Origin of the sequence: Roseovarius sp., from assembly GCF_965277045.1 — a bacterium.
Lineage (GTDB): Bacteria > Pseudomonadota > Alphaproteobacteria > Rhodobacterales > Rhodobacteraceae > Roseovarius.
The window spans coordinates 3,617,486-3,643,473 of sequence record NZ_OZ255712.1 but is presented as its reverse complement, the minus strand read 5'-3'; the positions used below and the strand labels follow the sequence as shown (position 1 = coordinate 3,643,473).

The 25,988-nt window shown below is 66.5% G+C and carries 27 protein-coding genes and 1 riboswitch; of the genes, 14 read left to right on the top strand and 13 right to left on the bottom strand.

Features of this window, described 5'->3' with window-relative positions:
• Positions 1 to 3: 3 nt before the first annotated feature.
• Positions 4 to 1,002 (bottom strand): P1 family peptidase, encoded by a 999-nt coding sequence (locus ACQY4V_RS18160; protein ID WP_428514108.1) that lies wholly within the window; start codon positions 1,000 to 1,002, stop codon positions 4 to 6.
• A 162-nt stretch (positions 1,003 to 1,164) separates the two neighbouring features.
• Between ACQY4V_RS18160 and ACQY4V_RS18155 the strand changes: the two genes are divergently transcribed.
• Together ACQY4V_RS18155 and ACQY4V_RS18150 are read left to right on the top strand one after the other, a co-directional pair.
• On the top strand, positions 1,165 to 2,403 hold the full coding sequence (locus ACQY4V_RS18155) for an aminopeptidase P family protein (protein WP_428514106.1): 1,239 nt from the start codon (positions 1,165 to 1,167) through the stop codon (positions 2,401 to 2,403).
• A gap of 113 nt (positions 2,404 to 2,516) precedes the next feature.
• Positions 2,517 to 3,113: a DUF1523 family protein gene (locus ACQY4V_RS18150; RefSeq protein ID WP_428514104.1), complete on the top strand. Its 597-nt coding sequence runs from the start codon at positions 2,517 to 2,519 to the stop codon at positions 3,111 to 3,113.
• Between the two features lie 2 nt (positions 3,114 to 3,115).
• On the opposite strand, the gene ACQY4V_RS18145 is transcribed toward ACQY4V_RS18150, so the two are convergent.
• The 8 genes from ACQY4V_RS18145 to ACQY4V_RS18110 all read right to left on the bottom strand — a co-directional run bounded on the left by ACQY4V_RS18145 (position 3,116) and on the right by ACQY4V_RS18110 (position 13,533).
• Positions 3,116 to 3,988 (bottom strand): dimethyl sulfoxide reductase anchor subunit family protein, encoded by an 873-nt coding sequence (locus ACQY4V_RS18145; RefSeq protein WP_428514102.1) that lies wholly within the window; start codon positions 3,986 to 3,988, stop codon positions 3,116 to 3,118.
• A complete protein-coding gene (locus ACQY4V_RS18140) occupies positions 3,988 to 4,767 on the bottom strand; it encodes a 4Fe-4S dicluster domain-containing protein (protein WP_428514100.1) in 780 nt (259 codons plus the stop codon). Before ACQY4V_RS18140 ends, ACQY4V_RS18145 begins: the two co-directional genes overlap by 1 nt.
• Positions 4,764 to 4,916 (bottom strand): hypothetical protein, encoded by a 153-nt coding sequence (locus ACQY4V_RS18135; protein ID WP_428514098.1) that lies wholly within the window; start codon positions 4,914 to 4,916, stop codon positions 4,764 to 4,766. Before ACQY4V_RS18135 ends, ACQY4V_RS18140 begins: the two co-directional genes overlap by 4 nt.
• Positions 4,917 to 5,031: 115 nt before the next feature.
• On the bottom strand, positions 5,032 to 7,857 hold the full coding sequence (locus ACQY4V_RS18130) for a molybdopterin oxidoreductase family protein (protein ID WP_428514096.1): 2,826 nt from the start codon (positions 7,855 to 7,857) through the stop codon (positions 5,032 to 5,034).
• Positions 7,858 to 7,981: 124 nt separating this feature from the next.
• The gene (locus tag ACQY4V_RS18125; protein ID WP_428514094.1) at positions 7,982 to 9,040 is read right to left on the bottom strand and encodes an acetate/propionate family kinase; all 1,059 of its coding nucleotides are present in this window, start codon (positions 9,038 to 9,040) and stop codon (positions 7,982 to 7,984) included.
• On the bottom strand, positions 9,037 to 9,969 hold the full coding sequence (locus ACQY4V_RS18120; protein WP_428514092.1) for a phosphate acyltransferase: 933 nt from the start codon (positions 9,967 to 9,969) through the stop codon (positions 9,037 to 9,039). The genes ACQY4V_RS18125 and ACQY4V_RS18120 overlap by 4 nt, the downstream gene beginning before the upstream one ends.
• A gap of 82 nt (positions 9,970 to 10,051) precedes the next feature.
• Positions 10,052 to 11,830, bottom strand: a complete 1,779-nt coding sequence (xsc, locus tag ACQY4V_RS18115; protein ID WP_428514090.1) for a sulfoacetaldehyde acetyltransferase — start codon at positions 11,828 to 11,830, stop codon at positions 10,052 to 10,054.
• Positions 11,831 to 12,075: 245 nt separating this feature from the next.
• Entirely contained in the window at positions 12,076 to 13,533 is a 1,458-nt protein-coding gene (locus ACQY4V_RS18110) for a PLP-dependent aminotransferase family protein (RefSeq protein ID WP_428514088.1), read from the bottom strand.
• A 163-nt stretch (positions 13,534 to 13,696) separates the two neighbouring features.
• Here ACQY4V_RS18110 and panB point away from each other — a divergent pair, with 163 nt between their 5' ends.
• Positions 13,697 to 14,560: a 3-methyl-2-oxobutanoate hydroxymethyltransferase gene (gene panB / locus ACQY4V_RS18105; protein ID WP_428514086.1), complete on the top strand. Its 864-nt coding sequence runs from the start codon at positions 13,697 to 13,699 to the stop codon at positions 14,558 to 14,560.
• 168 nt (positions 14,561 to 14,728) lie between these two features.
• Here panB and ACQY4V_RS18100 read toward each other — a convergent pair whose 3' ends face one another.
• Entirely contained in the window at positions 14,729 to 15,415 is a 687-nt protein-coding gene (locus tag ACQY4V_RS18100) for an ArsR/SmtB family transcription factor (protein WP_428514084.1), read from the bottom strand.
• Positions 15,416 to 15,486: 71 nt separating this feature from the next.
• Between ACQY4V_RS18100 and ACQY4V_RS18095 the strand changes: the two genes are divergently transcribed.
• Positions 15,487 to 15,813: an NIPSNAP family protein gene (locus ACQY4V_RS18095; RefSeq protein ID WP_428514082.1), complete on the top strand. Its 327-nt coding sequence runs from the start codon at positions 15,487 to 15,489 to the stop codon at positions 15,811 to 15,813.
• The gene (locus ACQY4V_RS18090; RefSeq protein ID WP_428514080.1) at positions 15,810 to 16,157 is read left to right on the top strand and encodes an antibiotic biosynthesis monooxygenase family protein; all 348 of its coding nucleotides are present in this window, start codon (positions 15,810 to 15,812) and stop codon (positions 16,155 to 16,157) included. Before ACQY4V_RS18095 ends, ACQY4V_RS18090 begins: the two co-directional genes overlap by 4 nt.
• 9 nt (positions 16,158 to 16,166) lie before the next feature.
• Here the strand turns inward: ACQY4V_RS18090 and ACQY4V_RS18085 are convergent, their stop codons facing one another.
• Complete coding sequence (locus ACQY4V_RS18085) at positions 16,167 to 16,559, bottom strand: VOC family protein (RefSeq protein WP_428514078.1); 393 nt, start codon at positions 16,557 to 16,559, stop codon at positions 16,167 to 16,169.
• 142 nt (positions 16,560 to 16,701) lie between these two features.
• Between ACQY4V_RS18085 and ACQY4V_RS18080 the strand changes: the two genes are divergently transcribed.
• From ACQY4V_RS18080 to ACQY4V_RS18060, 5 genes are all read left to right on the top strand, one after another.
• Positions 16,702 to 17,865, top strand: a complete 1,164-nt coding sequence (locus ACQY4V_RS18080) for a WD40/YVTN/BNR-like repeat-containing protein (protein ID WP_428514076.1) — start codon at positions 16,702 to 16,704, stop codon at positions 17,863 to 17,865.
• Positions 17,866 to 17,945: 80 nt separating this feature from the next.
• Entirely contained in the window at positions 17,946 to 19,145 is a 1,200-nt protein-coding gene (locus ACQY4V_RS18075; RefSeq protein WP_428514074.1) for a PLP-dependent aminotransferase family protein, read from the top strand.
• A gap of 45 nt (positions 19,146 to 19,190) precedes the next feature.
• On the top strand, positions 19,191 to 20,483 hold the full coding sequence (pncB, locus tag ACQY4V_RS18070; RefSeq protein ID WP_428514072.1) for a nicotinate phosphoribosyltransferase: 1,293 nt from the start codon (positions 19,191 to 19,193) through the stop codon (positions 20,481 to 20,483).
• Positions 20,480 to 20,911 (top strand): polysaccharide deacetylase family protein, encoded by a 432-nt coding sequence (locus tag ACQY4V_RS18065; protein ID WP_428514070.1) that lies wholly within the window; start codon positions 20,480 to 20,482, stop codon positions 20,909 to 20,911. The genes pncB and ACQY4V_RS18065 overlap by 4 nt, the downstream gene beginning before the upstream one ends.
• A complete protein-coding gene (locus ACQY4V_RS18060) occupies positions 20,890 to 21,981 on the top strand; it encodes a CaiB/BaiF CoA transferase family protein (protein WP_428514068.1) in 1,092 nt (363 codons plus the stop codon). The genes ACQY4V_RS18065 and ACQY4V_RS18060 overlap by 22 nt, the downstream gene beginning before the upstream one ends.
• Positions 21,982 to 22,011: 30 nt before the next feature.
• Here ACQY4V_RS18060 and ACQY4V_RS18055 read toward each other — a convergent pair whose 3' ends face one another.
• The gene (locus tag ACQY4V_RS18055; protein WP_428514066.1) at positions 22,012 to 22,716 is read right to left on the bottom strand and encodes a helix-turn-helix transcriptional regulator; all 705 of its coding nucleotides are present in this window, start codon (positions 22,714 to 22,716) and stop codon (positions 22,012 to 22,014) included.
• An 83-nt stretch (positions 22,717 to 22,799) separates the two neighbouring features.
• Between ACQY4V_RS18055 and ACQY4V_RS18050 the strand changes: the two genes are divergently transcribed.
• From ACQY4V_RS18050 to ACQY4V_RS18035, 4 genes are read left to right on the top strand one after another with little or no spacing between them, the layout of a single operon-like run.
• Positions 22,800 to 23,261 carry a hypothetical protein gene (locus tag ACQY4V_RS18050; RefSeq protein WP_428514064.1) on the top strand — a complete coding sequence of 154 codons (462 nt, stop codon included), beginning with the start codon at positions 22,800 to 22,802 and terminating at the stop codon, positions 23,259 to 23,261.
• A complete protein-coding gene (locus ACQY4V_RS18045) occupies positions 23,258 to 24,076 on the top strand; it encodes an isocitrate lyase/PEP mutase family protein (RefSeq protein ID WP_428514062.1) in 819 nt (272 codons plus the stop codon). Before ACQY4V_RS18050 ends, ACQY4V_RS18045 begins: the two co-directional genes overlap by 4 nt.
• A gap of 1 nt (position 24,077) precedes the next feature.
• Positions 24,078 to 24,260 (top strand): hypothetical protein, encoded by a 183-nt coding sequence (locus ACQY4V_RS18040; protein WP_428514060.1) that lies wholly within the window; start codon positions 24,078 to 24,080, stop codon positions 24,258 to 24,260.
• On the top strand, positions 24,253 to 24,708 hold the full coding sequence (locus tag ACQY4V_RS18035) for a hypothetical protein (protein ID WP_428514058.1): 456 nt from the start codon (positions 24,253 to 24,255) through the stop codon (positions 24,706 to 24,708). Before ACQY4V_RS18040 ends, ACQY4V_RS18035 begins: the two co-directional genes overlap by 8 nt.
• 254 nt (positions 24,709 to 24,962) lie before the next feature.
• Here the strand turns inward: ACQY4V_RS18035 and thiD are convergent, their stop codons facing one another.
• Entirely contained in the window at positions 24,963 to 25,793 is an 831-nt protein-coding gene (gene thiD / locus ACQY4V_RS18030; RefSeq protein WP_428514056.1) for a bifunctional hydroxymethylpyrimidine kinase/phosphomethylpyrimidine kinase, read from the bottom strand.
• A 38-nt stretch (positions 25,794 to 25,831) separates the two neighbouring features.
• Positions 25,832 to 25,920, bottom strand: a riboswitch (TPP riboswitch).
• Positions 25,921 to 25,988: the final 68 nt, after the last annotated feature.

Genomic DNA, 25,988 nt, shown 5'->3' with positions numbered 1-25,988 from the left:
GCCTCATCCCTGACTGAACCGCTCCACCCAACACGGCACCACATCCCCTTTGGCAGGCCGTGCCGCGTAAACTGCCCGCGCAATCGCCCGTGCCACGCAACTCGCCGCCGCATGGCCCAGTGCCAACTGCCCCGCCACATCCGGCACCGCCCCGCGCCCCGTGGCCGCGGCAAAGATCAGATCCCCGTCCATGGGCGTATGCGACGGCACCAGCGCCCGCGCATACCCATCATGCGCCGCCACCGCCATCCGCGTGCATTGCGCCTGGGTCAGCTTTGCATCCGTCGCCACCACGCCGATCGTCGTCGCCGCATGCTGCCCCAGCTTCGTCCTCGGCTCCTGCACATCCCCGAAACTCCGCGCCACGCCCAATCCGCCAAACTCGCCCTCCATCTCGAACGGCGCCGCCCAGAACTCTCCGCGCTCGCCCGCCACGGCCGAGCCCAGCGCGTTCACCGCCACCAGCGCCCCCACGGTCACGCCCGAGGCCAGCACGACCGAGGCCGAGCCAATTCCGCCCTTGAAATCCGCCGTCACCGCACCTGTCCCGGCCCCGAACGACCCCAGCTCGAACGCATCTCCCCGCGCCGCCAGCGCCGCGCGCCCGAGCCGCTTGTATGGGTTCTCCCCCCAATCCTTGTCCCCGCCGTTCAGCAGATCGAACAGGATCGCCCCCGGCACGATCGGCACGCGCTGGTCGCCCACGGCAAACCCGCGCCCCTCGGCGCGCAACGCGTCCGCCACGCCCGACGCCGCATCCAGGCCAAACGCCGTCCCGCCCGACAGCACCAGCGCATCGACCTCCTCCACCACCTTGTCCGGGGCCAGCAAATCCGTCTCCCGCGTGCCCGGCGCCCCGCCCATCACGTGCACGCCCGCCGTGAAAGGTGCATCGCCCACCACAACGCTCACCCCGGTCTTCACCGCCGCATCTTCGGCCTGCCCCACCAGTATGCCCGGCACATCCGTGATCAGGTTCCGCTTGCCCGGTCTTGCCGTCATGATCCGTTCCCGTCCTCGCAATGTCGCAAACCATCTTGCCAGACCTGCCCCGCTCTGCAAGAACAGCGTCAGACCCGCGGGCGATGGCGTCGCCCCAACCACGGGTTCCTACCCCAACAGTCCTGAACGCCGGGACCTTTCTTTGATTAGGAGGGTCACACTATGACTGCACCCCAAATCCAGACAGACCTGACGGGCTCACGCCCCGAATTCTACCGCTTCCACAACGGCGAAAAGGCCCCGTTGCCCTTCGCTGCCTCCGAGTACGACCAGCGCCTGACCGGCCTGCGCCGCATCATGGCGGAAACCGGCGTCACCGCCGCCGTCTTCACCTCGATGCACAACATCGCCTACTATTCGGGCTTTCTCTACTGCGCCTTCGGGCGGCCCTACGGCCTTGTCGTGACGGCGACAGACAGCGTTACCATCTCGGCGGGCATCGACGCGGGCCAGCCGTGGCGCCGCTGCCATGGCGACAACATCACCTATACCGACTGGCAGCGCGACAACTACTGGCGCGCCATTGCGTCCGTCACCGGCACCGGCGGCGTGATCGGCTTCGAGTCCGACCACATGACGCTGCAGCAACGTGGCAAGCTGGACCACTTCCTCGCCCCGGCAGAGCTGATCGACATCGCCGGTCAGACCATGACCCAGCGCATGGCCAAGTCTCCGGCCGAAATCGCCCTCATCCACCAATGCACCGCCGTCGCCGATGTGGGCGGCCATGCCATCCGCGACGCGGTCCGCATCGGCACCCGCGAGATCGACGTGGCCATGGCCGGGCGCGACGCGATGGAACTGGAAATCGCCCGCCGTTTCCCGGATGCCGAGTATCGCGACAGCTGGGTCTGGTTCCAGTCCGGCCTCAACACCGACGGCGCCCACAACCCGGTCACATCCCGGCAACTCCAACGCGGCGATATCCTGTCGCTCAACACCTTTCCGATGGTCTCGGCCTATTACGTGGCCCTCGAACGCACCATGTTCGCGGCCGAGGTCGACGCCGCCTCGCTCGCCATCTGGCAGGCCAACATCGCCGCTCACGAATACGGCATGTCCCTGCTACAGCCCGGCATCTCCTGCGCCGAGGTCACGCACCAGATCAACGCCTTCCTGGCCGAGCGTGACCTGCTGCAGTACCGCAGCTTCGGCTATGGCCACAGCTTCGGCATCCTATCGCATTACTACGGCCGCGAAGCGGGCCTCGAACTGCGCGAGGATATCGACACCGTGCTGAAACCCGGCATGGTCATCTCGATGGAACCGATGCTGACCATCCCCCAGGGCCAGCCCGGCGCCGGCGGCTACCGCGAACACGACGTGCTGGTGATCACCGAGGACGGCCACGAGAACATCACTGGCTATCCCTACGGGCCGGACTTCAACGTGGTCGGATAAAGCGCCATCAGAAAAACCGCCCCGGCCTCCGCGCCGGGGCCACCGTCTCCGCCCCCTGTTGCCATCGCTCGCGCGACACTAGATACAAGGGCGACACGCCAAAGAGGGCCGCCATGCACTACATCAAATGGATCTTCGTCGCCGCCTTCTGGCTGCTGGTCGCGGGCTTCCTGCACTACACTCTGCCGCAGCACGACATCGCGCGCGTCACCGACACGTACGAAAAGCGCATCGACTTCGGCGAAAACTCGATCTTCTGGTCCAACGTCGGCACCGGCGACGCCGAAGGCACGGCCAACCGCGATATCTTCTTCATCCAGACCCGGCTCGCCGATGGCGGCGTCATGGTCTACCGCAACGAAGACACCGGCTGGGGCTGGCCGCCCTATTTCAAGTTCGATACCTCGAACCTTCAGGCCGAGGCCGCCGACCTGCGCTCCACCTCCGAATCCCCCAAATGGGTATCGATCACCCATTACGGCTGGCGCAACGAATTCTTCTCGATCTTCCCCAACGCCATCTCGATCGAACGTGTCGACGGCCCCGACGTCACCATCATCCCGTGGTTCAACATCATCTTCCTGACGCTGCTGGCCGCCCTCGTCTGGGCCATCCGCGCCCGCTGGGTGCGCTTCCGCGAACGCCGGGTGGATCCCGTCACGGATGAATGGGGCCTGACCGACCCGCGACCGGGCCGCGACCGCCTGTAAGCCTAGCGTTTGCCGTAGTAGAGGCCCACCACGTGCTCGGCCTCCGCAAAGAACAGCCAGCGCGACGCCGCGATCCCGCCCAGATGCGCCAGCACCGCCACCAGCGCCGCGATATGCGAAAACGGCACCAGCAGCAGCACGAAAGGCACGGTGTAGCCGAACAAGAGCGCAATCAACCGCAGCTTCTGCGCGTGCTTGCGCCCTACCACGTAGACAAATTCCCTTAGCAGATAATTGTTGCCCGTATGCGGCGGCTCGAACGCTCTGACCGTGCCGATACTCCCCAGCCCGGTTGCCGTCGACATGTCCGTCCCGCTCTGCGCCAGCGCCTTGTCCCCGCGCAGCCACCACGCCACCTGCGCCAGCGCCGCCACCGGCATCAGGATCAGCGCAAGTGCCACCTGCCCGGCCAAGAGCGCGCCACCCGCCAGCGCAATCGCCATGAACAGCAGGGGCGTCAGCGGTGTATTCCAGCGCGGCACGGTTTTCATCTGCGTGTAGATCATCGAGGTGGTGAACACCGTCACCGCCGACAGCACGGCTCCGATCACCCCCACCAGCATCCAGGCCGTGTCGAAAAACACCAGCCCTGCGCCATAGACAGCCATCACCACCAGCGCCGCGACCGAGGACACGCCCTCACGGCTCAACCATGACGACCGCCACTGCGTGAACGCCTTCAACGCCCGCTCCGGGTGTCCCAGGTGAAAGGTCGACGCCATCAGCCCGCCCACCGCCAGCAGGTAGGCAATCACGAAGAACGTGAACGCGACCCATCCGGTGGGCACGATGACCCCGAGCCCCAGCCAGAACAACAGTCCGAACCCAAGGCCCGACAGCGTGGTGAATACGATTACGGACGGGGCAGGATGCATCAGATCTTCTCCAGCGCTTTGTCAAGCCAACCGATGAACCCTTTCGGCTCCTCGGCCACGGGGGCCAGCAGCGGCGCCAGAACGTCGATCTGCGCGTCGGGCGCGGCCATGACCCGGTCCTTGGGCCGCGGCGGCAGGTACTGGTTCACCGGCTTCGTGCCCTGCTCGGGCATCAGGTCCATGCCGCCACGCTCCTCGACCAGCTTGGACACATCGCTGTCAGGGTCGCCCAGATCCCCAAAATGGCGCGCCCCCGCCGGGCAGGTGCGCACGCATGCCGGCACCCGATCCTCCTCGGGCAGATTTTCGTTGTAGATCCGGTCGACGCACAGCGTGCATTTCTTCATCACGCCCTCCGCCGCGTCCATCTCGCGCGCACCATAGGGACAGGCCCATGCACACAGACCGCAGCCGATGCAGTCGCTCTCGTTCACCAGAACGATCCCGTCCTCGACCCGCTTATAACTCGCGCCAGTCGGACATACGGTCACGCATGGTGCGTCCTCGCAATGCAGGCAGGACTTGGGAAAGTGGATCAGCTGCGCCGCCGGATGCGGCATCCCGCTCTCGGCCAGCGGCTGCACCTCGTAGGAATGCACCCGGTTCAGAAACGTGCCGCGCGGGTCGTCACCATAAGGGTCCTGATCGCTCAGCGGCGCGCCGTAATTCTCGGTGTTCCACCCCTTGCAGCTGACCACGCAGGCGTGGCAGCCGACACAGGTGTCCAGGTCGATCACCAGCCCCATCTTGCGCTGCGTCGTTTTGGGAAGCGTCGTCATGCTTGCCGCTCCTCTGTCTTGGCTGGGACGCCGCCGCTTTGGGGCGCGTCCTCGCTCGAATCCCATTTGCCGATGAACCACACAAAGGTTCCGACCACGAAGATCACGAAGGCCAGTATGGCGATCAATGTCAGGCCCTTGCCGCTCACCGCCGCACCTCCGCGCACTCATTTTCCGCGCGGAAAATGGGCCGGAAAACACGCATTTTCCGCCCAGGATTTTTTGACAAGTCTTGCCAATTTTCTTTCAAGAAAATTCCCGCGCTCATTTGCCCACCTTCCAGCGCAGCTCGTCCGGCCCGGTCCCCACCGGCGACCGGATCGGCGCGAATGTCGGCTGCACCTCCTCGGGCGCCGCCGTCTTCTCGATCTTAACCCGCAGGTCGAACCACGCCGCCTGCCCCGTCACCGGGTCGCTGTTCGCCCAGCGCAGCCCGTCGCCCTTGGGCGGCAGCAATTCATGAATCAGGTGGTTGAGCAGAAACCCCTTCGTGGCCTCCGGCGCATCCTTTTCCAGCGCCCAGGCGCCCTTGCGCTTGCCGATCGCGTTCCACGTCCAGACCGTGTTCTCGTTCAGCGCCGCCATATGCGCCACCGGCACCGTGATTTCTCCATGGGCCGAGGTCACACGCGCCCAATCGCCCTCCGCAAACCCGTTCGCCTCCCAGATCTTGGTCGGCAGGTAGAGCGGATTGCGCCCGTGGATCTGCCGCAGCCACGCGTTCTGGCTCCCCCAGGAATGGTACATCGCCATCGGCCGCTGCGTCAGCGCGTGCACGGGATATTCCACCGGGTCCACATGCCCGTCCTCGAACGGCGGGTACCACACCGGCAGCGGGTCCAGCGTCGCCTTGATCCGCTCGCGCAGGTGCTCAGGCGGCTGCCGCTCCCCATGCCCTTCGGCGGCCAGCTGGAACTTGCGCATAGTCTCGGCATATAGATCGAAAATATAGGGCTGGGGGCTGTCATACAGGCCCATGCCCACCGCCCATTCCTGATAGCCCATGTTCCACGGCTTCATATAGGCGTGCTCTTCGGCGATATGGTTCACGAAGAACCCGCCATTCTCGATATACTTCTCCAGCTGGTCCTCGTTCGGCGCCCCGCGCCCGTGGGTCAGCCCATCCTCGCCCTTGCGCCACCCGGCCAGCGGGCCGATGCCCGGCTTGCGCTCGTGGTTGACGATGTAATCGGCATAGTCCGCCCACTTGGCGCTGCCATCCTCGTTTGTGAATCCCGGCAGCTTCATCTTGTTGGCCAGCAGGACCAGCGCCGTCTGGAATCCCTTCACATCCCGGTCCGGCTCCACCACCGGCCAGCGGATCGCGTCGGCGGCGGCATCCGCCTCGCAGATCGGACGGTCCAGCAGGCTGATGCAGTCGTGCCGCTCCAGGTATGTCGTGTCGGGCAGGATCAGGTCGGAATAGGCGACCATCTCGGAACTATACGCATCCGAATATATGATATGCGGAATGACGTATTCGCCATCCTCGCCCTTGTCCGTCAGCATGTCGATCACGCCGCGCGTGTTCATCGTGGAATTCCACGCCATGTTCGCCATGTACATGAAAAGCGTGTCTATCTTGTAGGGGTCCCCGGCATGGGCATTGCTGATGACCATATGCATCATCCCATGCGCGCTCATCGGGTTCTCCCAGGTGAACGCCTTGTCGATCCGCGCAGGGCTGCCGTCTTCCTTCAGCGCCAGATCCTCCGGCCCCCGCACGAAGCCCAGGTGCGGTCCATCCAGCGGCTTGCCTGGCGTCACCTTGCAATGCGGCGTCGGGTGGATGCTGACCGGCTTGGGATAGGGCGGCTTGAACCGAAAGCCCCCCGGCACCTCGACCGACCCAAGCAGGATCTGCAACAGGTGCAGGCTCCGGCAGGTCTGAAACCCGTTGGAATGCGCCGAAATACCCCGCATCGCGTGGAAACTCACCGGGCGGCCCACCATCGTCTTGTGCGTCACGCCCCGGAAATCCGTCCACTCCCGGTCCAGCACGATCTCTTCCTCGAAAGCGACCCTTGCCAGCTCCGCCGCAATCGCCCGGATGCGCCGCGCACTCACGCCGCAGCGCTCCGCCACGGCCTCGGGCGCGTAGTCTTTACCCATGTACCGCTCTGCTAGCAGATGCATCACCGGCCGGTGCGTCACGCCATCCTTTTCATAGCTGGCCGACAGGTCCGGCTTCACGCCCTTTTCGTCGAACGGCGCAGGCGCCCCGGTGATCCGGTCGATCACCAGAAGCTTGCCGTTCTCGTCCCGCATCAACAGGCCATGCTCCGGCGAACTGGCATCGCAATTCACCAGCACCGGCGCATTGGTATACTCCGCCAGGTACCGCAAATCGATCTTCCCGGCCCGCAGCAATTCATGCACCAGCGCCAGGATAAACAGCCCGTCGGTCCCCGGCGTGATCCCGACCCACTCGTCGGCCACAGCGTTGTATCCCGACCGGATCGGGTTCACCCCGATCACCTTGGCACCGCGTTCCTTGACGCGCCCGATGCCCATCTTGATCGGGTTGCTGTCATGGTCCTCTGCCACGCCGAAGATCATGAAAAGCTTCGTGTTTTCCCAATCCGGCTGCCCGAACTCCCAGAACGCGCCGCCCATGGTATAAATGCCCGCCGCCGCCATGTTGACGCTGCAAAATCCGCCATGCGCGGCATAGTTCGGCGTCCCGAAATTCTGCGCCCAGAAACTGGTAAAGCTCTGGCTCTGGTCGCGCCCGGTAAAAAACGCCAGCTTCTCCGGCGCCTCCTGCCGCAAGGGCTCAAGCCAGCCGGTGGCGATCTCCAGCGCCTCGTCCCAGCTGATCTCCTCGAACTCGCCCGACCCCCTCGGCCCGACCCGCTTCAACGGCGCCCGCAGACGCGCCGGCGCGTTGTGCTGCATGATCCCCGCGCTGCCCTTGGCGCAGAGCACGCCCTTGTTCACCGGGTGGTCGCGGTTGCCCTCGATATAGGCGACCTTGCCCTCCTTCATATGCACGTTGATCCCGCAACGGCAGGCGCACATGTAACAGGTGGTCTTGCGCACCTCGTCGGACACCTTGGGCGAGGTATCCAGTTTGGGCTGATCCAGCATGTCGTCGCCTCCCTTGTTCCCTTTTGCGTCACGCTATGGGTCTTTCCACCGCACCGCGACCACTTAATTCGGTTTCGTTCGCTTTCCCGAAAGCCATAGCCGGAAAAGCCAAATCTCGGCGCGCTCAGCCGGGCAGCAACCCGACTACATCCCGCGCGATCTGACGTTCCTCGTCAGCGGGCACCACGTGAACGGGGATGTCGCCCAGCCATTTGAGATGCTCCATGATACGGTCCCGTATGGCATCAGCGTTCTCGCCGATGCCCCCGGTGAACGCCACGGCGTCCACACCGTGCATCGCAGCTACGGCCGACCCCGCCTGCCGCGCCGCCCAATAACAGAAATGCTCCACTGCAAATCGCGCATTCTCGTCGTCGCGGCTCAGCAGCGTTGCCATGTCGTTGGTTCCGGCCAGCGCTGTCAACCCGCTTTCCTTATTCAGGATGGTCCCGGCTTTCTCGATCCCATGATCCTCGGCAAGCCGCAACACCGCCATCCCGTCAATAGTGCCGGTCCGCGTACCCATCACGAGGCCGTCCAGCGGCGAATACCCCATCGAGTTTGCCACGGACTTGCCGTCGACCATCGCACAAAGGCTCGCGCCATTTCCAAGATGCAGCCCCAAGAGCCGGCGAGGCAGGGCCTCGCCATACTGCGCCACCATCCCGGCATAGGAAAGACCGTGGAAGCCATAGCGCCGAATTCCCTTGTCCCGCTCCACCTGCGGCAAGGCATAGGTCACGGCGACCTCGGGGTTGGTCGCATGAAACGCCGTGTCGAAACTTGCGAATTGCGGCAGGTCGGGCACCAGTGCCTCCAACGCCCTGACTCCCGACAGGTTATGCGGATTGTGCAGCGGCGCCAACGGCACCACCGCCTCGATCTTGGCGATCACGTCTTCGGTCAACCGCTCCGGCGCCGTCAGATGCGCCCCGCCATGCACAACGCGATGCCCCGCCGCGATCAGCGACGACACCGGATGTCCTGCCGCGTCAAGCTTCTCGAATATCAGACCCAACGCCGCCGTATGGTCGGCAACGGAAACATCCTGCGTCTCACCGTCCAGGCTCAACCTTCCCTGCCCGCCGATCTCGGTCACCGATCCGGACAGTACCGACTCCAGCCCGGGCGTGAACAGCTCCACCTTGACCGAGGACGACCCGGCATTCACGACCAGTATCATGCCGCCCCCCCGATCACGCCCAGCGCTGCCGACGCGATGCGCTCTTCCGCGCCCTGGGCCCGGCTGGTCAGCAATATCGGCACCTTAGCACCCAGCACCACGCCGGCACAGCAGCATCCCATGCCGAACGACATCAGCTTGAACAGCGCGTTGCCCGTGGTGATGTTCGGCGTCAGCATGATGTCGGCATCTCCCGACACCTCGGACTCGTAGCTCTTCGCCTTTGCCGCCGCCTTCGACAGGATCAGGTCCATCGCCATCGGCCCCTGCACCACGGCCCCCGGCAGCGCTCCTTGAGCCCATTCGGCGATCTCGACCGCCTCCATCGTGTTGGGCACCGTCGGGATCGGGTCCTCGGTCGGGGCCAATATCCCCGCCTTGGGCCGCTCGATCCCTAGCTTGTAGGCCAGCATCACCGCATGGCTCAGGCATGCCTGCCGCGTCTCCACGTCCGGGTCCACATTCAGCGCCGCGTCGGTCAACAGCAAGGGCCGCTCGGACCCCGGCATGGTTATGTGAAACACGTGCCCGCAGCGCGTGCCCTTCTCGCGCAGCCCCGCCGCCGACGGCAACAGGCCTTTCAGAAAGGTCGAGGTATGGATCTGCCCTTTCATGATCGCGCCCACCTCGCCGGTCCGCGCCATCTCGGCCGCCACCGGCGCGGCGCTCTCCTTCGGCGCGTGGATCAAGGGCAGCCCCGCGATATCCCACCCGATCTCCTTCGCCGTGGCCTTGATCTTGTCGCTGTCCCCGATCAGCACCGGCTCGGCCAGCCCGGCCTCGGCCGCCTCGCGGATCCCCTGCAACGGGTTCGGCGCCCCGGCATTCACCAGCGCCACGCGCGGTCGCGGCAAGCCCTGCGCCCGCGTCAGCAACGATGGCGGGCAGGTGGGCTCACTCTCGGCGAGAAAGGGATATCGGTCTGTCATGTCTTGTTCTGTCGCTCTGTCCAGGGCCCTGATCGGCCCCGCGTGGCATACTATGCCCGCGGGGCCACAGGATTGCGACGTCTCAGACCCGTTGCTCGACCATGTCGTCGGCGCTGATCCCGGCCACTTCCACCGGCTTCTTCATGGCGTCCCGGCGGAACGGCTCGCCCAGCTCCTGGTTGATCATCGCCTCGATCAGCGTGGTCGTCCCGTTCTCCATCTGCTCCTTGATCGCGGTGTTTAGCGCATCGGTCAACTCGTCCATCGTCCGCGCCACGACTCCTTTCAGCCCGCAAGCATTGGCGATCCCGGCATAGCTCACGTCATCATCCAGCTCCGTGCCCACGAAGTTGTCGTCGAACCACAGCGTCGAGTTCCGCTTTTCCGCCCCCCACTGGTAGTTGCGGAACACGATCTGCGTGATCCCCGGCCACTCGCTCCGGCCAATGGCCGTCAGCTCGTTGACCGCGATGCCGAACGCACCGTCCCCGGCAAAGCCCACCACGGGCACGTCCGGGCACCCGATCTTGGCGCCCACGATGGCCGGCAGGCCATAGCCACAAGGCCCAAACAGCCCCGGTGCCAGGTATTTCCGGCCCTCGTCAAAATCCGGATAGGCGTTGCCGATGGCACAGTTGTTGCCGATATCGCTAGAGATGATCGCGTTGCGCGGCAGAGCGCCCTGAATGGCCCGCCATGCCATGCGGGGGCTCATCCAGTCCGGCTTGTCCTTGCGCGCCCGCTCGTTCCAGGTGGTGCCCGGGTCGTCATCCTCGTGGTCCATGCTGGCCAGCTGTTGTGCCCATTTGCTCTTGGTCTCGGCGATCTTGGCCTTGCGCGCTTCGCGCTCGTGATCGCCCGCCGTCTCGCCCAGGTTCTTCAGGATGCCCTGCGCCACCTTGGCCGCATCGCCCACGATCCCCACGGTCACCTTCTTGGTCAGGCCGATCCGGTTGGGGTTGATGTCCACCTGGATGATCTTGGCGTTCGCGGGCCAGTATTCCATGCCATAGCCCGGCAGGGTGGAAAACGGGTTCAGCCGCGTGCCCAGGCACAGCACCACGTCCGCGTCCTTGATCAGCTCCATCCCCGCCTTGCTGCCGTTATAGCCCAGCGGCCCGGCAAACAGCGGGTGCGAGCCGGGGAAGGCATCGTTGTGCTGATAGCCCACGCAGACCGGCGCGGTCAGCCGTTCGGCCAGTTCCATCGACGCCTCGATCCCGCCTTTCGACAGCACCACGCCCGCGCCGTTCAAAATCACCGGGTTCTTCGCGTCCGACAACAGCGCGGCCGCTTCGGCCACAGACTTGGTGCCACCGGGGCTCACCTCGAACTCGATCGCGTGCGGAATCTCGATATCCACCACCTGCGTCCAGAAATCGCGCGGAATGTTGATCTGCGCGGGCCCGCACAGGCGCTTGGCCTGGCTGATCACCCGCGCCAGCACCTCGGCCACGCGCGTCGGGTCGCGCACCTCTTCCTGGTAGGCCACCATGTCCTCGAACAGCTTCATCTGCTCGACTTCCTGGAACCCGCCCTGACCGATGGTCTTGTTGGCCGCCTGCGGCGTCACCAGAAGCAGCGGCGTGTGGTTCCAATAGGCGGTCTTCACGGCGGTGACGAAGTTGGTGATGCCCGGTCCGTTCTGCGCGATCATCATGCTCATCTTGCCGGTCGCCCGGGTATAGCCATCGGCCATCATCCCCGCGCTGCCCTCGTGCGCGCAATCCCAGAACGTGATCCTGGCCTTCGGGAACAGGTCAGAGATCGGCATCATCGCCGATCCGATGATCCCGAACGCATGCTGGATTCCGTGGCGTTGCAGCGTTTTGACAAAGGCTTCTTCGGTGGTCATCTTCATGAGAGTGCTCCTGAACAATGGAAAAGGGCCGGTCCTCCCCCGGCGCGGTTTGAGGGGAAGCTACCCTTGCAATCACCCCCATTCTAGGGCCAGTTTCCGTTGCATACTATAGCCAGCGAGTATTTTTATTGAGACTTTTGGTCTCAAAAATCTGCAATTTCGGCATGCCGCGCATCCGGCCAGGGTCCGTTTCGGCCTCCTGAACAAGGCGTTCGACCGATTTCGCACCATGCCGCCAACTGGCCTTACGACCCCAGCTCATTCGCCAGTATCCCGATCCCGTCCGCGATCCGCTCCGAGGGAATCGAGGAATAGGCCAGCCGGTAGAAATTCCGCGGCGCGCTCGCGGCCTCGAAAAACGGCCGCCCAGGCTCGATCAGCACGCCACGCGCGCGCAGGCGCTCGGCCAGGTCCTCGGTATCCACCCCCTCCGGCGCCCGCATCCAGATCGAACTTCCACCGAACACGCCGCGCCCTTCCACGCCCAGCCCGTGATCCTCCAGCGCGGTCTCCATCACTTGCCGCCGCCGCGCATAGGCCTTGCCGATCCGCCGGATCAGGCTGTCGTAATGCCCCAGGCTCAGGAAATAGGCCGTGGTGCGCTGCACATGCCCCGGCGGATGCCGCAGCACGCTGGCCCGCAGCGCCCGCGCCTCGCGGATGAAGGCCTGCGGCCCCACCAGGTAACCCAGCCGCAGCCCCGGAAAGATCGACTTGGAAAAGCTGCCCACGTAAATCACCCGCCCATCGGTATCGAGCGATTTCAGCGACGGCAGAGGCGCGCGCAGAAAGCTGATCTCGAACTCGTAGTCATCCTCGACGATCAGCGCCTCCATCTCCCGCGCGCGGGCCAGCAGGTCCTGCCGCCGGTCCAGCGGCATGGTCGCATTCGTGGGCGCCTGGTGGCTCGGCGTGGTGAAAATCACGTCCGCCCGCTCCGGCAGGGCGTCGGGGCGCAGCCCGTCACGATCCACCGGCACCGGCGCCATATGACAGCGCGATTGCGTCAGGATATCGCGCAGCGCGTGGTAACACGGCTCTTCCACCGCCGCCGTCCGCCGCTGGGTCAGCAACACCTGCGCCGTCAGCCACAGCGCGTTCTGCGCCCCCATCGTCAGCAATATCTCCCCCGGCTCCGCCAGGATGCCCCGCCGCGGCAGCGTATGCCGCGCGATGAACTCGATCAGCTTGGGGTCGTCCTGGTCATAGGCATCCGCCGCCAGCGCCTGGAACTCCTTCTGCCCCAGCGCCCGCAACGCGCAATGCCGCCAGCTTGCGTGGTCAAACAGGCTCGGATCCGTCTGCCCGAAAATGAACGGGTAGGGATAGCTCGACCAGTCGCGCGGCTTCTCCGGCGTCGCCCCGCCCGTGTAGCGCCGCCCGATCGCCCGCCCCCAGTCGATCAGGTCCCCCTTCGCCGCACTGGGCGTGAATGCCGGCGGCTCCGGCGCGTTCTGCGACACGAAATACCCCGAGCGGTCCCGGCTCTCCAGGTAGTCGTTGGCCTGCAACTCGGTATAGGCCAGCGTCACCGTGATCCGGCTCACCCCCAGGTGCCCGGCCATCTTGCGCGAAGAAGGCAGCTTCTCGCCCTTGCGGAATCGCCCCGACAGGATGCCCTGCGCGATCATCTGCTGGATCTGCGCCTGCAACGTACCTTCCGCCTCGGGCGACAGGAAAAAGCTTTCCACCGATATGGCCATGCGCCGAATCCTACACTGGCCCCATCGCCGCGGCAATCTGGACCGATCGACATTTCGGCGGATTCAGCCGTTGCCAGTTAATATCTTTATGATATATCAATTGCCGACAATACGGTGCGAGCCCGCGGCGCGGCACCTCGACGGCTCAAGGGAGGACGGCCACATGACCGAACGGAAAAAACGGACAATCACCCAGATCAGGGCCTCGAAACATGACGGCACGCGCATGGTCTACACCTCGGTGCCCGACTACACCTCGGCACAATGGGCCGAGGCGGCGGGCGTCGACGTGGTGGTGGTCGGCGACAGCCTCGCCATGATCGCCCACGGCCACGCCTCGACCGTGCCTGCGACGATGGACATGATGATAATGCACGCCCAGGCCATCCGCCGTGGCGCGCCCAACACCTTCTCGCTCGGCTGCATGCCCTACCAGAGCTACCACACGGTCGACCGCGCCCTGACCAATGCCACCCGCTTCATGCAGGACGGCGGCTGCGACGCGGTCAAACCCCAGGGCGGCCGCAGCCAGGCCGACATCCTCAAGGCGCTGGTGGCCGCCGGCATCCCCACGGCCAGCCATATCGGCATGGCCCCGCACCGGGTCGCGATGTATGGCGGCTTCCGCGTGCAGGGCAAGACGCCCGAAGACGCGATGGACATTCTGCAGGACGCGCTGGCCATCCAGGACGCCGGCTGTTTCATGCTGGAATTCGAGGCGGTGCCGGCCTCGATCGCCCGCATCATCTCCGCCGAGCTCGAGATCCCCACCATCGGCATCGGCGCCGGCGCGGGCACCGACGGGCAGATCCTGCTCAGCTACGACCTCCTGGGCGTGTTCACCGATTTCAAACCGAAGTTCACCAAGCGCTACGCGAACCTGACCGAGGTGGCGGTAAAGGGCCTGTCCGACTATGCCGCCGACGTGCGCTCCGGCGCCTTTCCCGACGACGACCACAGCTATCACGTGGATGACAGCGTCACCGACGCCTTCCGCGACATGGTCGAAAAACGCCGCCAGGTCTGATCGGGGTCACCGCAGGCCCGGCACCGCGTAGGGTAGGTGAAAACCCACGCGTCCCTCCCCCCCTGTCACTCACCCACGCCGAACACGCCCCGCACACACCGCGCCTGCTGTCCGTCACCGCAGGCCCGCACCGCGTAGGGTGGGTGAAAACCCACGCGTCCCCCCCTGTCACTCACCCCCGCCGAACATCTCCGCGAACGCCGCTTCCCCCTCGCGCGAGAACCGCACCACCCGCGTCCCCGTCACGCGGGCCGCCCATCCGATCTCCTCGATCCGGCTCAACATCGCCCGTCCCAGCTGCCCCGCCAGGTGCAAGCGTCGCTCCGACCAGTCCAGGCAATCGCGGCACAGCGGCGCCCGCGATTTCGGCAGGGCCTCCAGGTCGATCCCGAACCCGGTCACGAACCTCCGCCCCGCGTCCGTCAGCTCCAGCGCGTCACCGCTCCGCCGCAACACGCCCCGCGCCAGCAGCGCGTCATACATCTGTGTCCCCATGTCCCCGGCCAGATGGTTATAGCAGACCCGCGCGCGCCGCATCTCCGGGTCGCGCGGTCCCGGCCTCGTCCGCAATGCGCCGGTCCCGGCCGCCAGCCCCATCAAGGCCTCCAGCACATCCGCCACCTCGTCGCCCGCCAGCCGGAAATACTTGTGCCGCCCCTCGCGCCGCAGCGCGATCAGACCGCCCCCTTCCAGCTTGGACAAATGCGCCGAGGCTGTCTGCAGCGTCACCCCCGCCTCGCTCGCCAGCTCGCTGGCGGTCAACGCCTTGCCGCTCATCAGCGCGGTCAGGATATTCGCCCGCGCCGGATCCCCGATCAGCGCGGCCACGCGGGATATGTCAGGGCCATCCTTCATAGTTCGATGCTAACCGAACCATCGCGCCCCGTCCATCCGCTACAAAGGCGGCGACCCAAAGGAGACCCACCATGCTCACCTGCATCATCCGCTACCACATCGACCCCACCAAGCACGCCCAGTTCGCGCGCTACGCCCGCGCCTGGGGCACCGCCATTCCACGCTGCGGGGCCGACCTCGTCGGCTACTTCGCCCCGCACGAAGCCTCCTCGACACTGGCCTACGGCATCTACAACATCCCCAGCCTCGCCGAATACGAAGCCTATCGCGCCCGCCTCGCCGCCGATCCGCTAGGGCGTAAGAACTACGCCTTTGCCCAGGCGGAAAACTTCCTCTTGCGCGAGGACCGCACCTTCCTGAAATGTGTGTCCCAGCCACAGAAAGGAACAGCCGAATGATCGCCGTCATCTTCGAAGTCATGCCACATGCCGACCAGAAAGACGCCTATCTCGACATAGCAGCCAAGATGAGACCGCTGGCCGAGGGCATCGACGGCTTCATCTCGGTCGAGCGTTTCCAGAGCCTGACCAACCCCGAGAAACTCCTCTCTCTCAGCTTCTGGCGCGACGAGGCCGCCCTGGACGCATGGCGCCGGCTCGAGGCGCATCGCGGCGCCCAGCGCGCGGGCCGCGAGATCATGTTCGACGACTACCGCCTGCGCGTCGTGTCGGTGATCCGCGACTACGGCATGTTCGAACGGGACGAGGCCCCCGCCGACAGCAAACAGGTGCATGGCGGCTAGGCACCCGCGTCACTCCGGGGCATGGCAGCACACGCACACCTTGTTCCCGTCAGGATCACGGAAATAGGCGCCGTAGAAATCCGCATGGTACTCGGGCCGCAGCCCCGGCGCGCCCTCATCCGTCGCCCCGGCCGCCAGGGCCCGGCGGTGGCACTGGTCGACACTCAGACGCTCCGCCGCCTGAAAGGCGACCATCTGCCCGTTCCCCACGCCCGGCGCAGCCCCATCCAGCGGCCGTCCGACCACGAACAGCGGGCGGTCCGCATCGGCATGTTTCCACCCGGCCCAGCCGCGATCCGCGTCGATGAATTTCTGCACGATCCCCAGCGGCTCCAGCACGGCGCCGTAGAACCGCACCGCGCGGTCAAGGTCCGCCGTGCCAAGATGAACATGCGAAATCATGACCCGATCCTAGGCCCTGTCCGCAGCGCGCACCAGTACAGGCAACCGGGCCATCCGTTCATCGCGCGCGTCGGCCACTCTCCGCTCTCGGGAATCGATCGACGGCGTGCTAGGATCTGCCAAACCAGCCGGAGCCACCCTCATGCCCGCCATCCCGCTCACCCTTCTCGTCGGCACCACCAAGGGCGCCTTCCTCGTCGCCGCCGACACCGACCGGCAGACATGGGACGTCTCCGGCCCTCATTGCGGCGGCTGGTGCATCAACCATATGGCCGGCGACCCCAAGACCGGCACCATCTGGGCCGGAGGCGGCGGCGACTTTTTCGGCGCGGGGGTCTGGCGCTCCGACGATCAGGGACAGAACTGGGACCTGACGCGCCTCAGCAAGGGCCAGATGGATGACTGGGCCGCGCAAGACCCCGATTTCGCCGCCATGATCGGCTGGACCGACGCCCCCCTGCCCTTCGCCACCGAGTTCCAGCAGGTCTGGTCGCTCGGCTTCGCGCATGACACGCTCTATGCCGGCACCAAGCCCGCCAACCTGCTCAAGAGCACGGATCGCGGCACCACGTGGGCGCGCGTCGATGCCCTCACCGATCACGACTCCGCCAAGGACTGGAACCCGGGCGCCGCGGGCCTCGTGCTACACAGCATCGTTTTCGACCCGGGCTCGGCTGAAAAGCAATGGGTCGGCATTTCCGCCGCCGGTGTCTTCGCCACCGAGGATGGCGGCCGGTCATGGCGGCGCCGCAACCGCCTGTCGAATGCCGAGGCCTGCGTGCACCATGACCACCCCGCCGCGCCGCGCGACGGCGAAACCGGCCATTGCGTCCACAATATCGTCCGGGCCAACGGCGACACCGACCTGCTCTACCAGCAGAACCATCACGGTGTCTGGCGCTCCCCTGATGGCGGGCGCAGTTGGGACGATATCACCCCCGGCCTGCCCTCCACCTTCGGCTTTCCGATCCGCGTCCACCCGCACGATCCTCGCACCATCTGGACCCTGCCCCTCAACGGCGACATGGCGGGCCGCTTCCCGCCCGATGCGGCCTGCGCCGTCTGGCGGTCGCGTGATGGCGGCGAGACGTGGGAGGCGTTGCGCGAGGGTCTGCCGCAGAAGAACTGCTATTTCACCGTCCTGCGCCAGGCCATGGCCGGTGACGCGCAAGACGCGCCCGGCCTTTACTTCGGCACCAATTCCGGCTCGGTCTTCGCCAGCCTCGACGAAGGCGACACTTGGCACGAGATCGCCCGCCACTTGCCAACCATCCTCTCGGTCGAAACACTGGAGCACGCGGGCTGACGCCCGGAAGACATGAATTGAACGTTCGTTCATTTTCATCTAAGACCGCGTCACGCCGACACCGACCCGTGAGGTTTCATATGCCCCAGCGCCCCGCTTTCGCCAAGTGGCTCGACGACACCAACGACGTCACCGCCACCTTCCTCGCCGCCGGGCGCATCCCCGGCCTGGTGAACCTGGGCGGCGGCCTGCCGGGCACCGAGATCTGGCCGATCCCCGAAATGGCCCGGCTCGCCACCTCCGCCGTCACCGACCATGCGGACGAGACGCTGGCCTACGCCCCCGTTGCCGGCCTGCCCAAGCTGCGCGACCTCATCGCCAGCCGCTATTCCGAGGGCGATCTCACCCTCACCCGCGACAACGTCCTGATCACCTCCGGCGGCGCCCAGGCGCTCAACCTCATCGGCACCGTGCTGCTGGAACAGGGCAGCCCCATCGCGTCGCAAACCCCGGCCTATCTCGGCGCGCTCGACAACTGGCGCCCGCGCCAGCCGACCTATCGCCCGATGCGGCTCGACGCCAACGACCTCGATCCGGTCGCCACGATGACCGGCGCGCAATTCGCCTATACCGTCCCGAATTTCTCGAACCCCACGGGCAAGCTGGTCGACACCGCCACCCGCCGCCGCCTCGTCGATGCCGCGCACGAAACCGGCACCTGGCTGATCGAGGATGACCCCTACGGCACGCTCTACTACGACGACGCGCCCCTGCCCCGGATGCTCACCCTCTCGGCCGACCGCGCCGGCACGCCCTATGACGGCCCCGTCATCTATCTCGGCACCGTGTCCAAGGAACTGGCACCGGGCCTGCGCATCGGCTGGATCATTGCCGCACCGGAACTGATCGAGGTGCTGAAAGCCGCCAAGCAAAGCGCCGACATGTGCAGCTCCGGCCTCTGCCAGCAGATCACCCACGACGCCTTCGCCACCGGCCTTGCCGACGACATGCTGCCCGGCATCCTGTCGCTCTACCGCGCCCGCCGCGACGCGCTCTCCAACGCGATGGACACGCACCTTACAGACCTCTTCACGTGGGAGCATCCCTCGGGCGGCATGTTCGTCTGGGCCACGGCAAAGGACCCCGGCCTCGACACCAATCACCTGATGCAGGTCGGGCTCGACTACGGCGTCTGCATCTCGCCCTCGTCCGTCTTCGACCCCGAAGGTCGCGATCACACGTCGATCCGCATCAATTTCACCTACAATACCGAGGACAAGCTGGCCCTGGGAATCGAAAGGCTGGCCGAAGCGACCCGCGCCGCGCTTGCGGATACCTGACCCTTTTGCTCTAACGGGCGGCGCAACCACCCTCGGAGGCCGCCCATGGTCGACATCGCAACCCGTGTCTGGAACCACAAGTGGAAGATCGACCCGATCGTCCGGTCCCTGATCGACACCGATTTCTACAAGCTGCTGATGTGCCAGTCGGTCTTCCGCAACCGGCCCGACACCACGGTCACCTTCTCGCTGATCAACCGTACCAAGGACGTGCGCCTGGCCGAGCTGGTGGACGAGGGCGAGCTGCGCGAACAGCTCGACCATATCCGCTCGCTGTCGCTGTCGCGCGGGGAAAGCACGTGGATGCGCGGCAACACCTTCTACGGCAAGCGCCAGATGTTCACGCCCGAATTCATGGACTGGTTCGAGAAACTGCGCCTGCCGCCCTACCACCTGGAAAAGCGCGACGGCCAGTACGAACTGACCTTCGAGGGCAAGTGGCCCGAGGTCATGCTGTGGGAAATCCCCGCGCTGGCGGTCCTGATGGAACTGCGCTCCCGCGCCGTGCTGCACGACATGGCAAGGTTCGAGCTGCAGGTGCTCTACGCCCGCGCCATGACGAAACTCTGGGAAAAGGTCGAGCGCCTGCGCGGCGTCGACGGGCTGCGCATCGCCGATTTCGGCACGCGGCGGCGGCACTCCTTCCTGTGGCAGGACTGGTGCGTGCAAGCCATGACCGAGCGCCTGGGCGAGAATTTCGTTGGCACCTCCAACTGTCTCATCGCCAAGAACCGCGACCTCGAGGCGATCGGCACCAACGCCCACGAGTTGCCCATGGTCTACGCCGCGCTGGCCGAGGACGACGCCACGCTGGCCCGCGCCCCCTATGACGTTCTGTCCGACTGGCATGACGAGCACGAGGGCAACCTGCGCATCATCCTGCCCGACACATACGGCACCGAAGGGTTTCTCGACAAGGCCCCCGACTGGCTCGCGGGCTGGACCGGCATCCGCATCGACAGCGGCGACCCGGCGACCGGCGCCGAGATCGCCATCGACTGGTGGAAAAAGCGCGGCGAGGATCCCACGCGGAAACTCATCATCTTCTCCGACGGCCTGGACGAGGACAAGATCCTCGCCCTGCACAAGCAGTTCGCCGGCCGAGTCCGCGTCTCCTTCGGCTGGGGCACGCTGCTGACCAACGACTTCCGCGGCCTCATGCCCGACGACTCGCTCGCCCCCTTCTCCCTCGTCTGCAAGGCCATCGCCGCAGATGGCCGCCCGACGGTCAAGCTCTCTGACAACCCCCGCAAGGCAATGGGCCCCGAGACCGAGATCGACCGCTACAAGCGTGTGTTCGGCGTGGGCGAGCAGAAGGAGATGGAGGTGGTGGTGTGACCACCCACGGCGTCTGCCTCACCTTCGACGACGTCCATGTCGAGACCCGGCGCGACGCCCGTCCGGTCTGTCAGGCGCATGACGCCCGCGTCACCTTCTGCGTCTGCTGGGGGCACGCCGCCACCCCCGCGCAGATCGACAGCCTGCACCGCTTGCAGGAGGACGGCCGTGAAATCGCCTGTCACGGCCGCACCCGCAAGACGCGGCGGCCCGACCTGCGCCATTCCGGGCTCGACCTCTGGCCGGAAAACCAGATCGCCCGTGGCGTCTCCGAACACCGCGCGCCCGGCTTTCCGGCCACCCGCCATGCCAGCCCTGTCCATGACTCCACCCGGCAAACCCGCGCCGCTACCGCGCCCTGTTTGCTGGGGACCCGCACCGCCCGGACCGATCAGGAGGCGCCGCAATGCTCACCGGCATCAAGGTAGTCGAGTTCGAGGGCCTCGGCCCCGCCCCCTTCGCCGCCATGATGCTGGCGGATCTCGGCGCGAGTGTCACGGTCGTCCAGCGCCCCGGCCCCGCCAACCCCACCATGGGCGAACACAACATGCTCGACCGGGGCAAGCGCACCATCACGCTCGACCTCAAGGATCCCGGCGACCTCGCCGTGGCCCGCGCGCTGGTGACCGACGCCGACGCCCTGATCGAGGGTCTGCGCCCCGGCGTGATGGAACGGCTCGGTCTCGGCCCCGACACCTTCACGCAGTCCAATCCAAAACTCGTCTACGGCCGCATGACCGGCTGGGGCCAGACCGGCCCGCGCGCCCATTTGGCGGGGCACGACTACAACTACATCGCCACTGCCGGCGCGCTTTACTATGCCTCCAACCCCGGCGACGCGCCCCTCACACCGCCCACCATCGTCGGCGATATCGGCGGGGGCGCGCTCTATCTCGTGGCGGGCATCCTCAGCGGCATCCTCAACGCCCAGCGCACCGGAAAAGGCACCGTGGTCGACGCCGCCATCACCGACGGCTCGGCCCACATGATGGCGCTGTTCATGGCCATGGCGGGCGGCGGCAACCTGTCGCAAACGCGCGGCCAAAGCCTGCTCGACGCGCCCCCCTGGGGCCGCACCTATGCCTGCGCCGACGCGCGCCACCTCTCGGTCCAGTGCCTCGAACCGCAGTTCTACGCGCTCTTCCTCGACACGCTCGGCCTCTCGGACGACCCCCTGTTCGCCGACCAGTACGACCGCGCCCGCTGGCCCGACCAGACCGCCCGCCTGACCACGCTCTTCGCCGCAGAGCCTGTCACCCACTGGGCCACCCTCTTCGACAATTCCGACGCCTGCGTCGCCCCTGTCCTCACCCCGTGGGAAGCGGCCAGGGACCCCCACATCGCCGCCCGCGCCATATGGCACGAGGCCCGGGGCACCCTGCAACCGGCCCCCGCGCCCCGCTTCGACGGAAGGGCGCAGGCGCCGAACCCGACGCCCCAGCGCGGGCAACACACCGAAGAAATCCTCAAGGACCTCAGACAGCGCGGCCTCGTCTGACCTCGTAGGGTGGGTGAAAACCCACGCGCCTCACCCGCGCTTCGACGCGGTGTAGAGGACCCAGTCCTCCCCCTCCAGCGTCGCCTCCCATGCCGCCCGCAACGCCGCCGCCTCTCCGGCAAAGCCATCCCCCGTCGGCACGCTCTCCACGATCCGGTCGATCCGGAAACTGCGAAACCCCTGCCGCAGCGCGCACCACGCCGCCATCACGACCGCGTCGATGTGATAGGTCAGCGCCACGGGCCGGATCACCCGCTCCGTCCGCGCCTCCTGCAGATCAACGTAAAGGATCCGCAATTCTACCGCGTCGCGGATCTGCGCCCGCAACACCTCGGCATCCAACCCGTCGCGCGGGATGCGGTTCCACCCCGACACCCGCAGGGGCACATGCGGCGCGCCGCCCGGCAACGCGGTGGCGATCTTCTCGCCCGCCCGCCTCGCCGCCCGCTCCAGCGCCGGATCCCCGGTGCGGTGCAACAGCGCCATGCCCACGTAAAGCGCCTCCAGCTCCTCGGCGGAAAACATCAGCGGCGGCAGGTCATATCCCGCCCGCATCATGTACCCCACCCCCGCCGCGCCCTCGACCGGCACGCGCAACGCCTGCAACGCCACCACGTCGCGGTAAATGGTCCGCTTCGTCACCTCCAGCTCCTCGGCCAGCATCGCGGCGGTCACCGGCGCATCGGCGCTGCGCAGGATCTGGATGATATCGAACAGGCGGGTCGAACGGGTCATGCGGACACCCTAGCATGATTGCTGACAGTATGGTGTCAGCAGCGTTGCAATAGGCTGACCTCGGATCAACAAGGACCCTCGCCATGCTGCAAGATTACAACGCCAGGACCGGCACGCTCATTCCCGTCTGGACGCTGGAAATCCAGACCCTGCCGCAAGATACCGACCGGATACTGGATGCCGTGATGCAGGTGCATCCCCTGGGCTATGGCCGCTATCACCGCACCGCGTCCGTGTCGGCCACGGGTGCCGAGACCACGACACCGCAGCCCAACTCCACCACCACCACGCACAAGCCCAACTACCAACCCGGCAGCGCCGAGACCTACCCGATGGTCGAGCTCAAGATCTCCATCGAACGCGACCTTCCCGCCCTGCAACGGGTGATGGACGCGATCATAGACGCCCACCACTACGAAGAACCCGTGATCTTCGTGCGCGAGGACTGGGCCAGCCGCGCCAGTTACGACCCGAACGGGACCAACCCGAACCGCTGGTGGAACGATGGCCGCGGCCTGCCGGACATGGTGGAGTTTTCCCGATGACGGCCCAAAGCTTCCGCGCCCTGCACCACGGCGACCGGCCCTTCGTCCTCCCCAACCCCTGGGATGCCGGCTCCGCCCGCATCCTCGCGTCCATGGGCTTTTCGGCCCTCGCGACAACCAGCGCCGGCATGGCCTTTTCCATGGGCCGGATCGAAGGCACCGTGCCGTCCGCGCATGTCTTGGACCATTGCCGCACGATCGTCAGCGCCACCCCCCTGCCAGTCAGCGCCGACCTCGAACGTGGCTTCGGCGACAGCCCGGAGAGCGTGGCCGACACCATCCGCGCCGCCGCCGCCACCGGCCTTGCCGGCGCCTCGATCGAGGACCACACCGGCGACCGTGACGCCCCCATCTACGACGAAACCCTGGCCGTCGAACGGATCATCGCCGGGGTCGAGGCCGCCCGAACCCTTCCGCAGGATTTCGTCCTCACCGCCCGCTGCGAAAGCCTGCTCTGGAGCGAAACGCGCCTCGACCCGGTCATCGCCCGCCTGCAGGCGTTCGAGGCGGCGGGGGCCGACGTCCTCTACGCGCCCGGCCTGCCCGACCTCGACGCCATCCGCACGGTCTGCGCGGCCGTGACCCGGCCGGTCAACGTGGTCATGGGCCTGCCCGGCCGCACCTTCACGCTGGACCAACTGGCAGAGGCGGGTGTGGCCCGGATCAGCGTCGGTTCGGCCTTCTTCCGCGTCGCCTACGGCGCCCTCATCGGGGCCGCGCGTGAAATCCGCGACACCGGCCATTTCGACAAGACCGCGCAGGGCATCGGCTTCGCGGACCTGGAATCCCACCTCGCCCCATTTACGGAGACCTGACATGATCAAGTACCACTACCCCGACGGCAGCCACTGCTTCCGCGCGCTGCACACCACCCACGCCGTCTATACGGACGCGAATGGTAAGCTGATCGCACGCACCCTGCGCCCCGACAATTCCGAGCTTTACGAATTCGAGATCACCGGCTTCGAACTGCTCGAGACGGGGGTGCGCTATGACTGACCCCTCGATCCTCCGAACCGGCTTCGACACGAGGCCCATCGAGATGCAGCCGATGTGGGCCCTCATGTTCCAGGCGCCCTCGGAAGACGTCGACCGCATATTCGACGCCGTGACACGGGTCGCGCCCCTGACCCAGGGCAAGACCGACCGAAACGGCTATCGCGCCCCCGGCGGACAGGAATATTACCGCCCCCGGGAAGGCACGCCCACCGGCGCCGAGGACGACACGCGCCACCGCCCCGGCGTCGACGAGATGCGGTTCTTCCTGCCCCGCGACCCCGCCATGTTGACCGCAGTGATCGAGGCGATCTACGCCGTCCACAGCTACTACGAGCCGGTCACCACAGTGACAGAGGTTCTGCGCAGCCAGTGCAAGGGCCTCGACGACAGCGACAATCCCCACCGCTGGTGGAACAGGGACGGCGACTGGAAAACGTCGCCCGCGTAGGGTGGGGTTTCACCCCACCTTCACCCCCCACAATCCCGCGAAATGATGCGTTGGCCCGTGCCCCCGCAATCCTGACCGCGCTGATCGAGGCGATCCATGCCATCCACAGCCACGACGAACCGGTCATCACCGTGACAGAGGTTCTGCGCAGCCAGTGCGAGGGCTTCGACGACAGCGACACTCCCCACCCTGGTGGTGGGCCGGTCACCCACGGCGTAGGGTGGGGTTCCACCCCACCTTCCCCCACCCCACCTTCACCAATCCTGCCAAAGCCCCGCGAAATGATGCGTCGGCCCGTGTCCCGACCCCACGTCCAGCGCCCCGGCCCCGGCAATCCCGCGCGCGACATAGGCCTTCGCCGCCCGCACCGCCTCGGGCAGCGCCGCGCCCTGCCCGATCCGCGCCGCCAGCGTCGCTGACAGGGTGCATCCCGTCCCGTGGGTGTTCCGCGTCGCCATCCGCGCGCCCTCGAACCAATGCACGCCGTCCGCATCGGCCAGCACGTCCGGGCTGTCCTCGCCCTCCAGGTGTCCGCCCTTCAGCAGCACCGCGTCACAGCCCAGCGCCCGCAGCGCCTGGGCCTGCTCCGCCATCGCGTCCCGCGTCACGGCCTCGTCGCAGCCCAGAAGCACCGCCGCCTCCGGCAGGTTCGGCGTGATCACCGCCGCCTTCGGCACCAGCGACTCGCGCAGCGCCGCCACCGCGTCCTCGGCCAACAGCGACGCGCCGCCCTTGGCCACCATCACCGGGTCCAGAACCACCGGCACGTCCGGCAAGGCATCCGCCACCGCGCGGGCGATCGCCGCCGTGGCGATCATTCCGATCTTCACCGCATCGATCCGCACATCTTCAGCCACGACCCGGACCTGGTCGGCCACGAAGTCCGGCGGCACCATATGGACGCCCTGCACGCCTCGGGTGTTCTGCGCCGTCAGCGCGGTCAGCGCGGCCATCCCGTAGGCGCCGTTCGCCGAGATCGCCTTCAGGTCCGCCTGCACCCCGGCCCCGCCCGACGGGTCCGACCCGGCAATCGACAGGATGTTGGCGATGCGCGCGTCACGCTCATGCGATGTCTCGAGGGTCATCCGGCTCCTTTCGCGGCGCGCGAAAGGCAGGGGTCCGACCGGATCCGGTCCCGCCTTCCTCCGCCAGCATGATCTGGGTCAGGTTCAAAGGGTGCATCTCAGCCCGAAGGCGCCCCTGGCTCGTGCCGGACGATAGGCGCGCTGGCCCGCCTGTCAACCACAACCGCACCCGCGCAACGCCCGCTCTTTCAATCC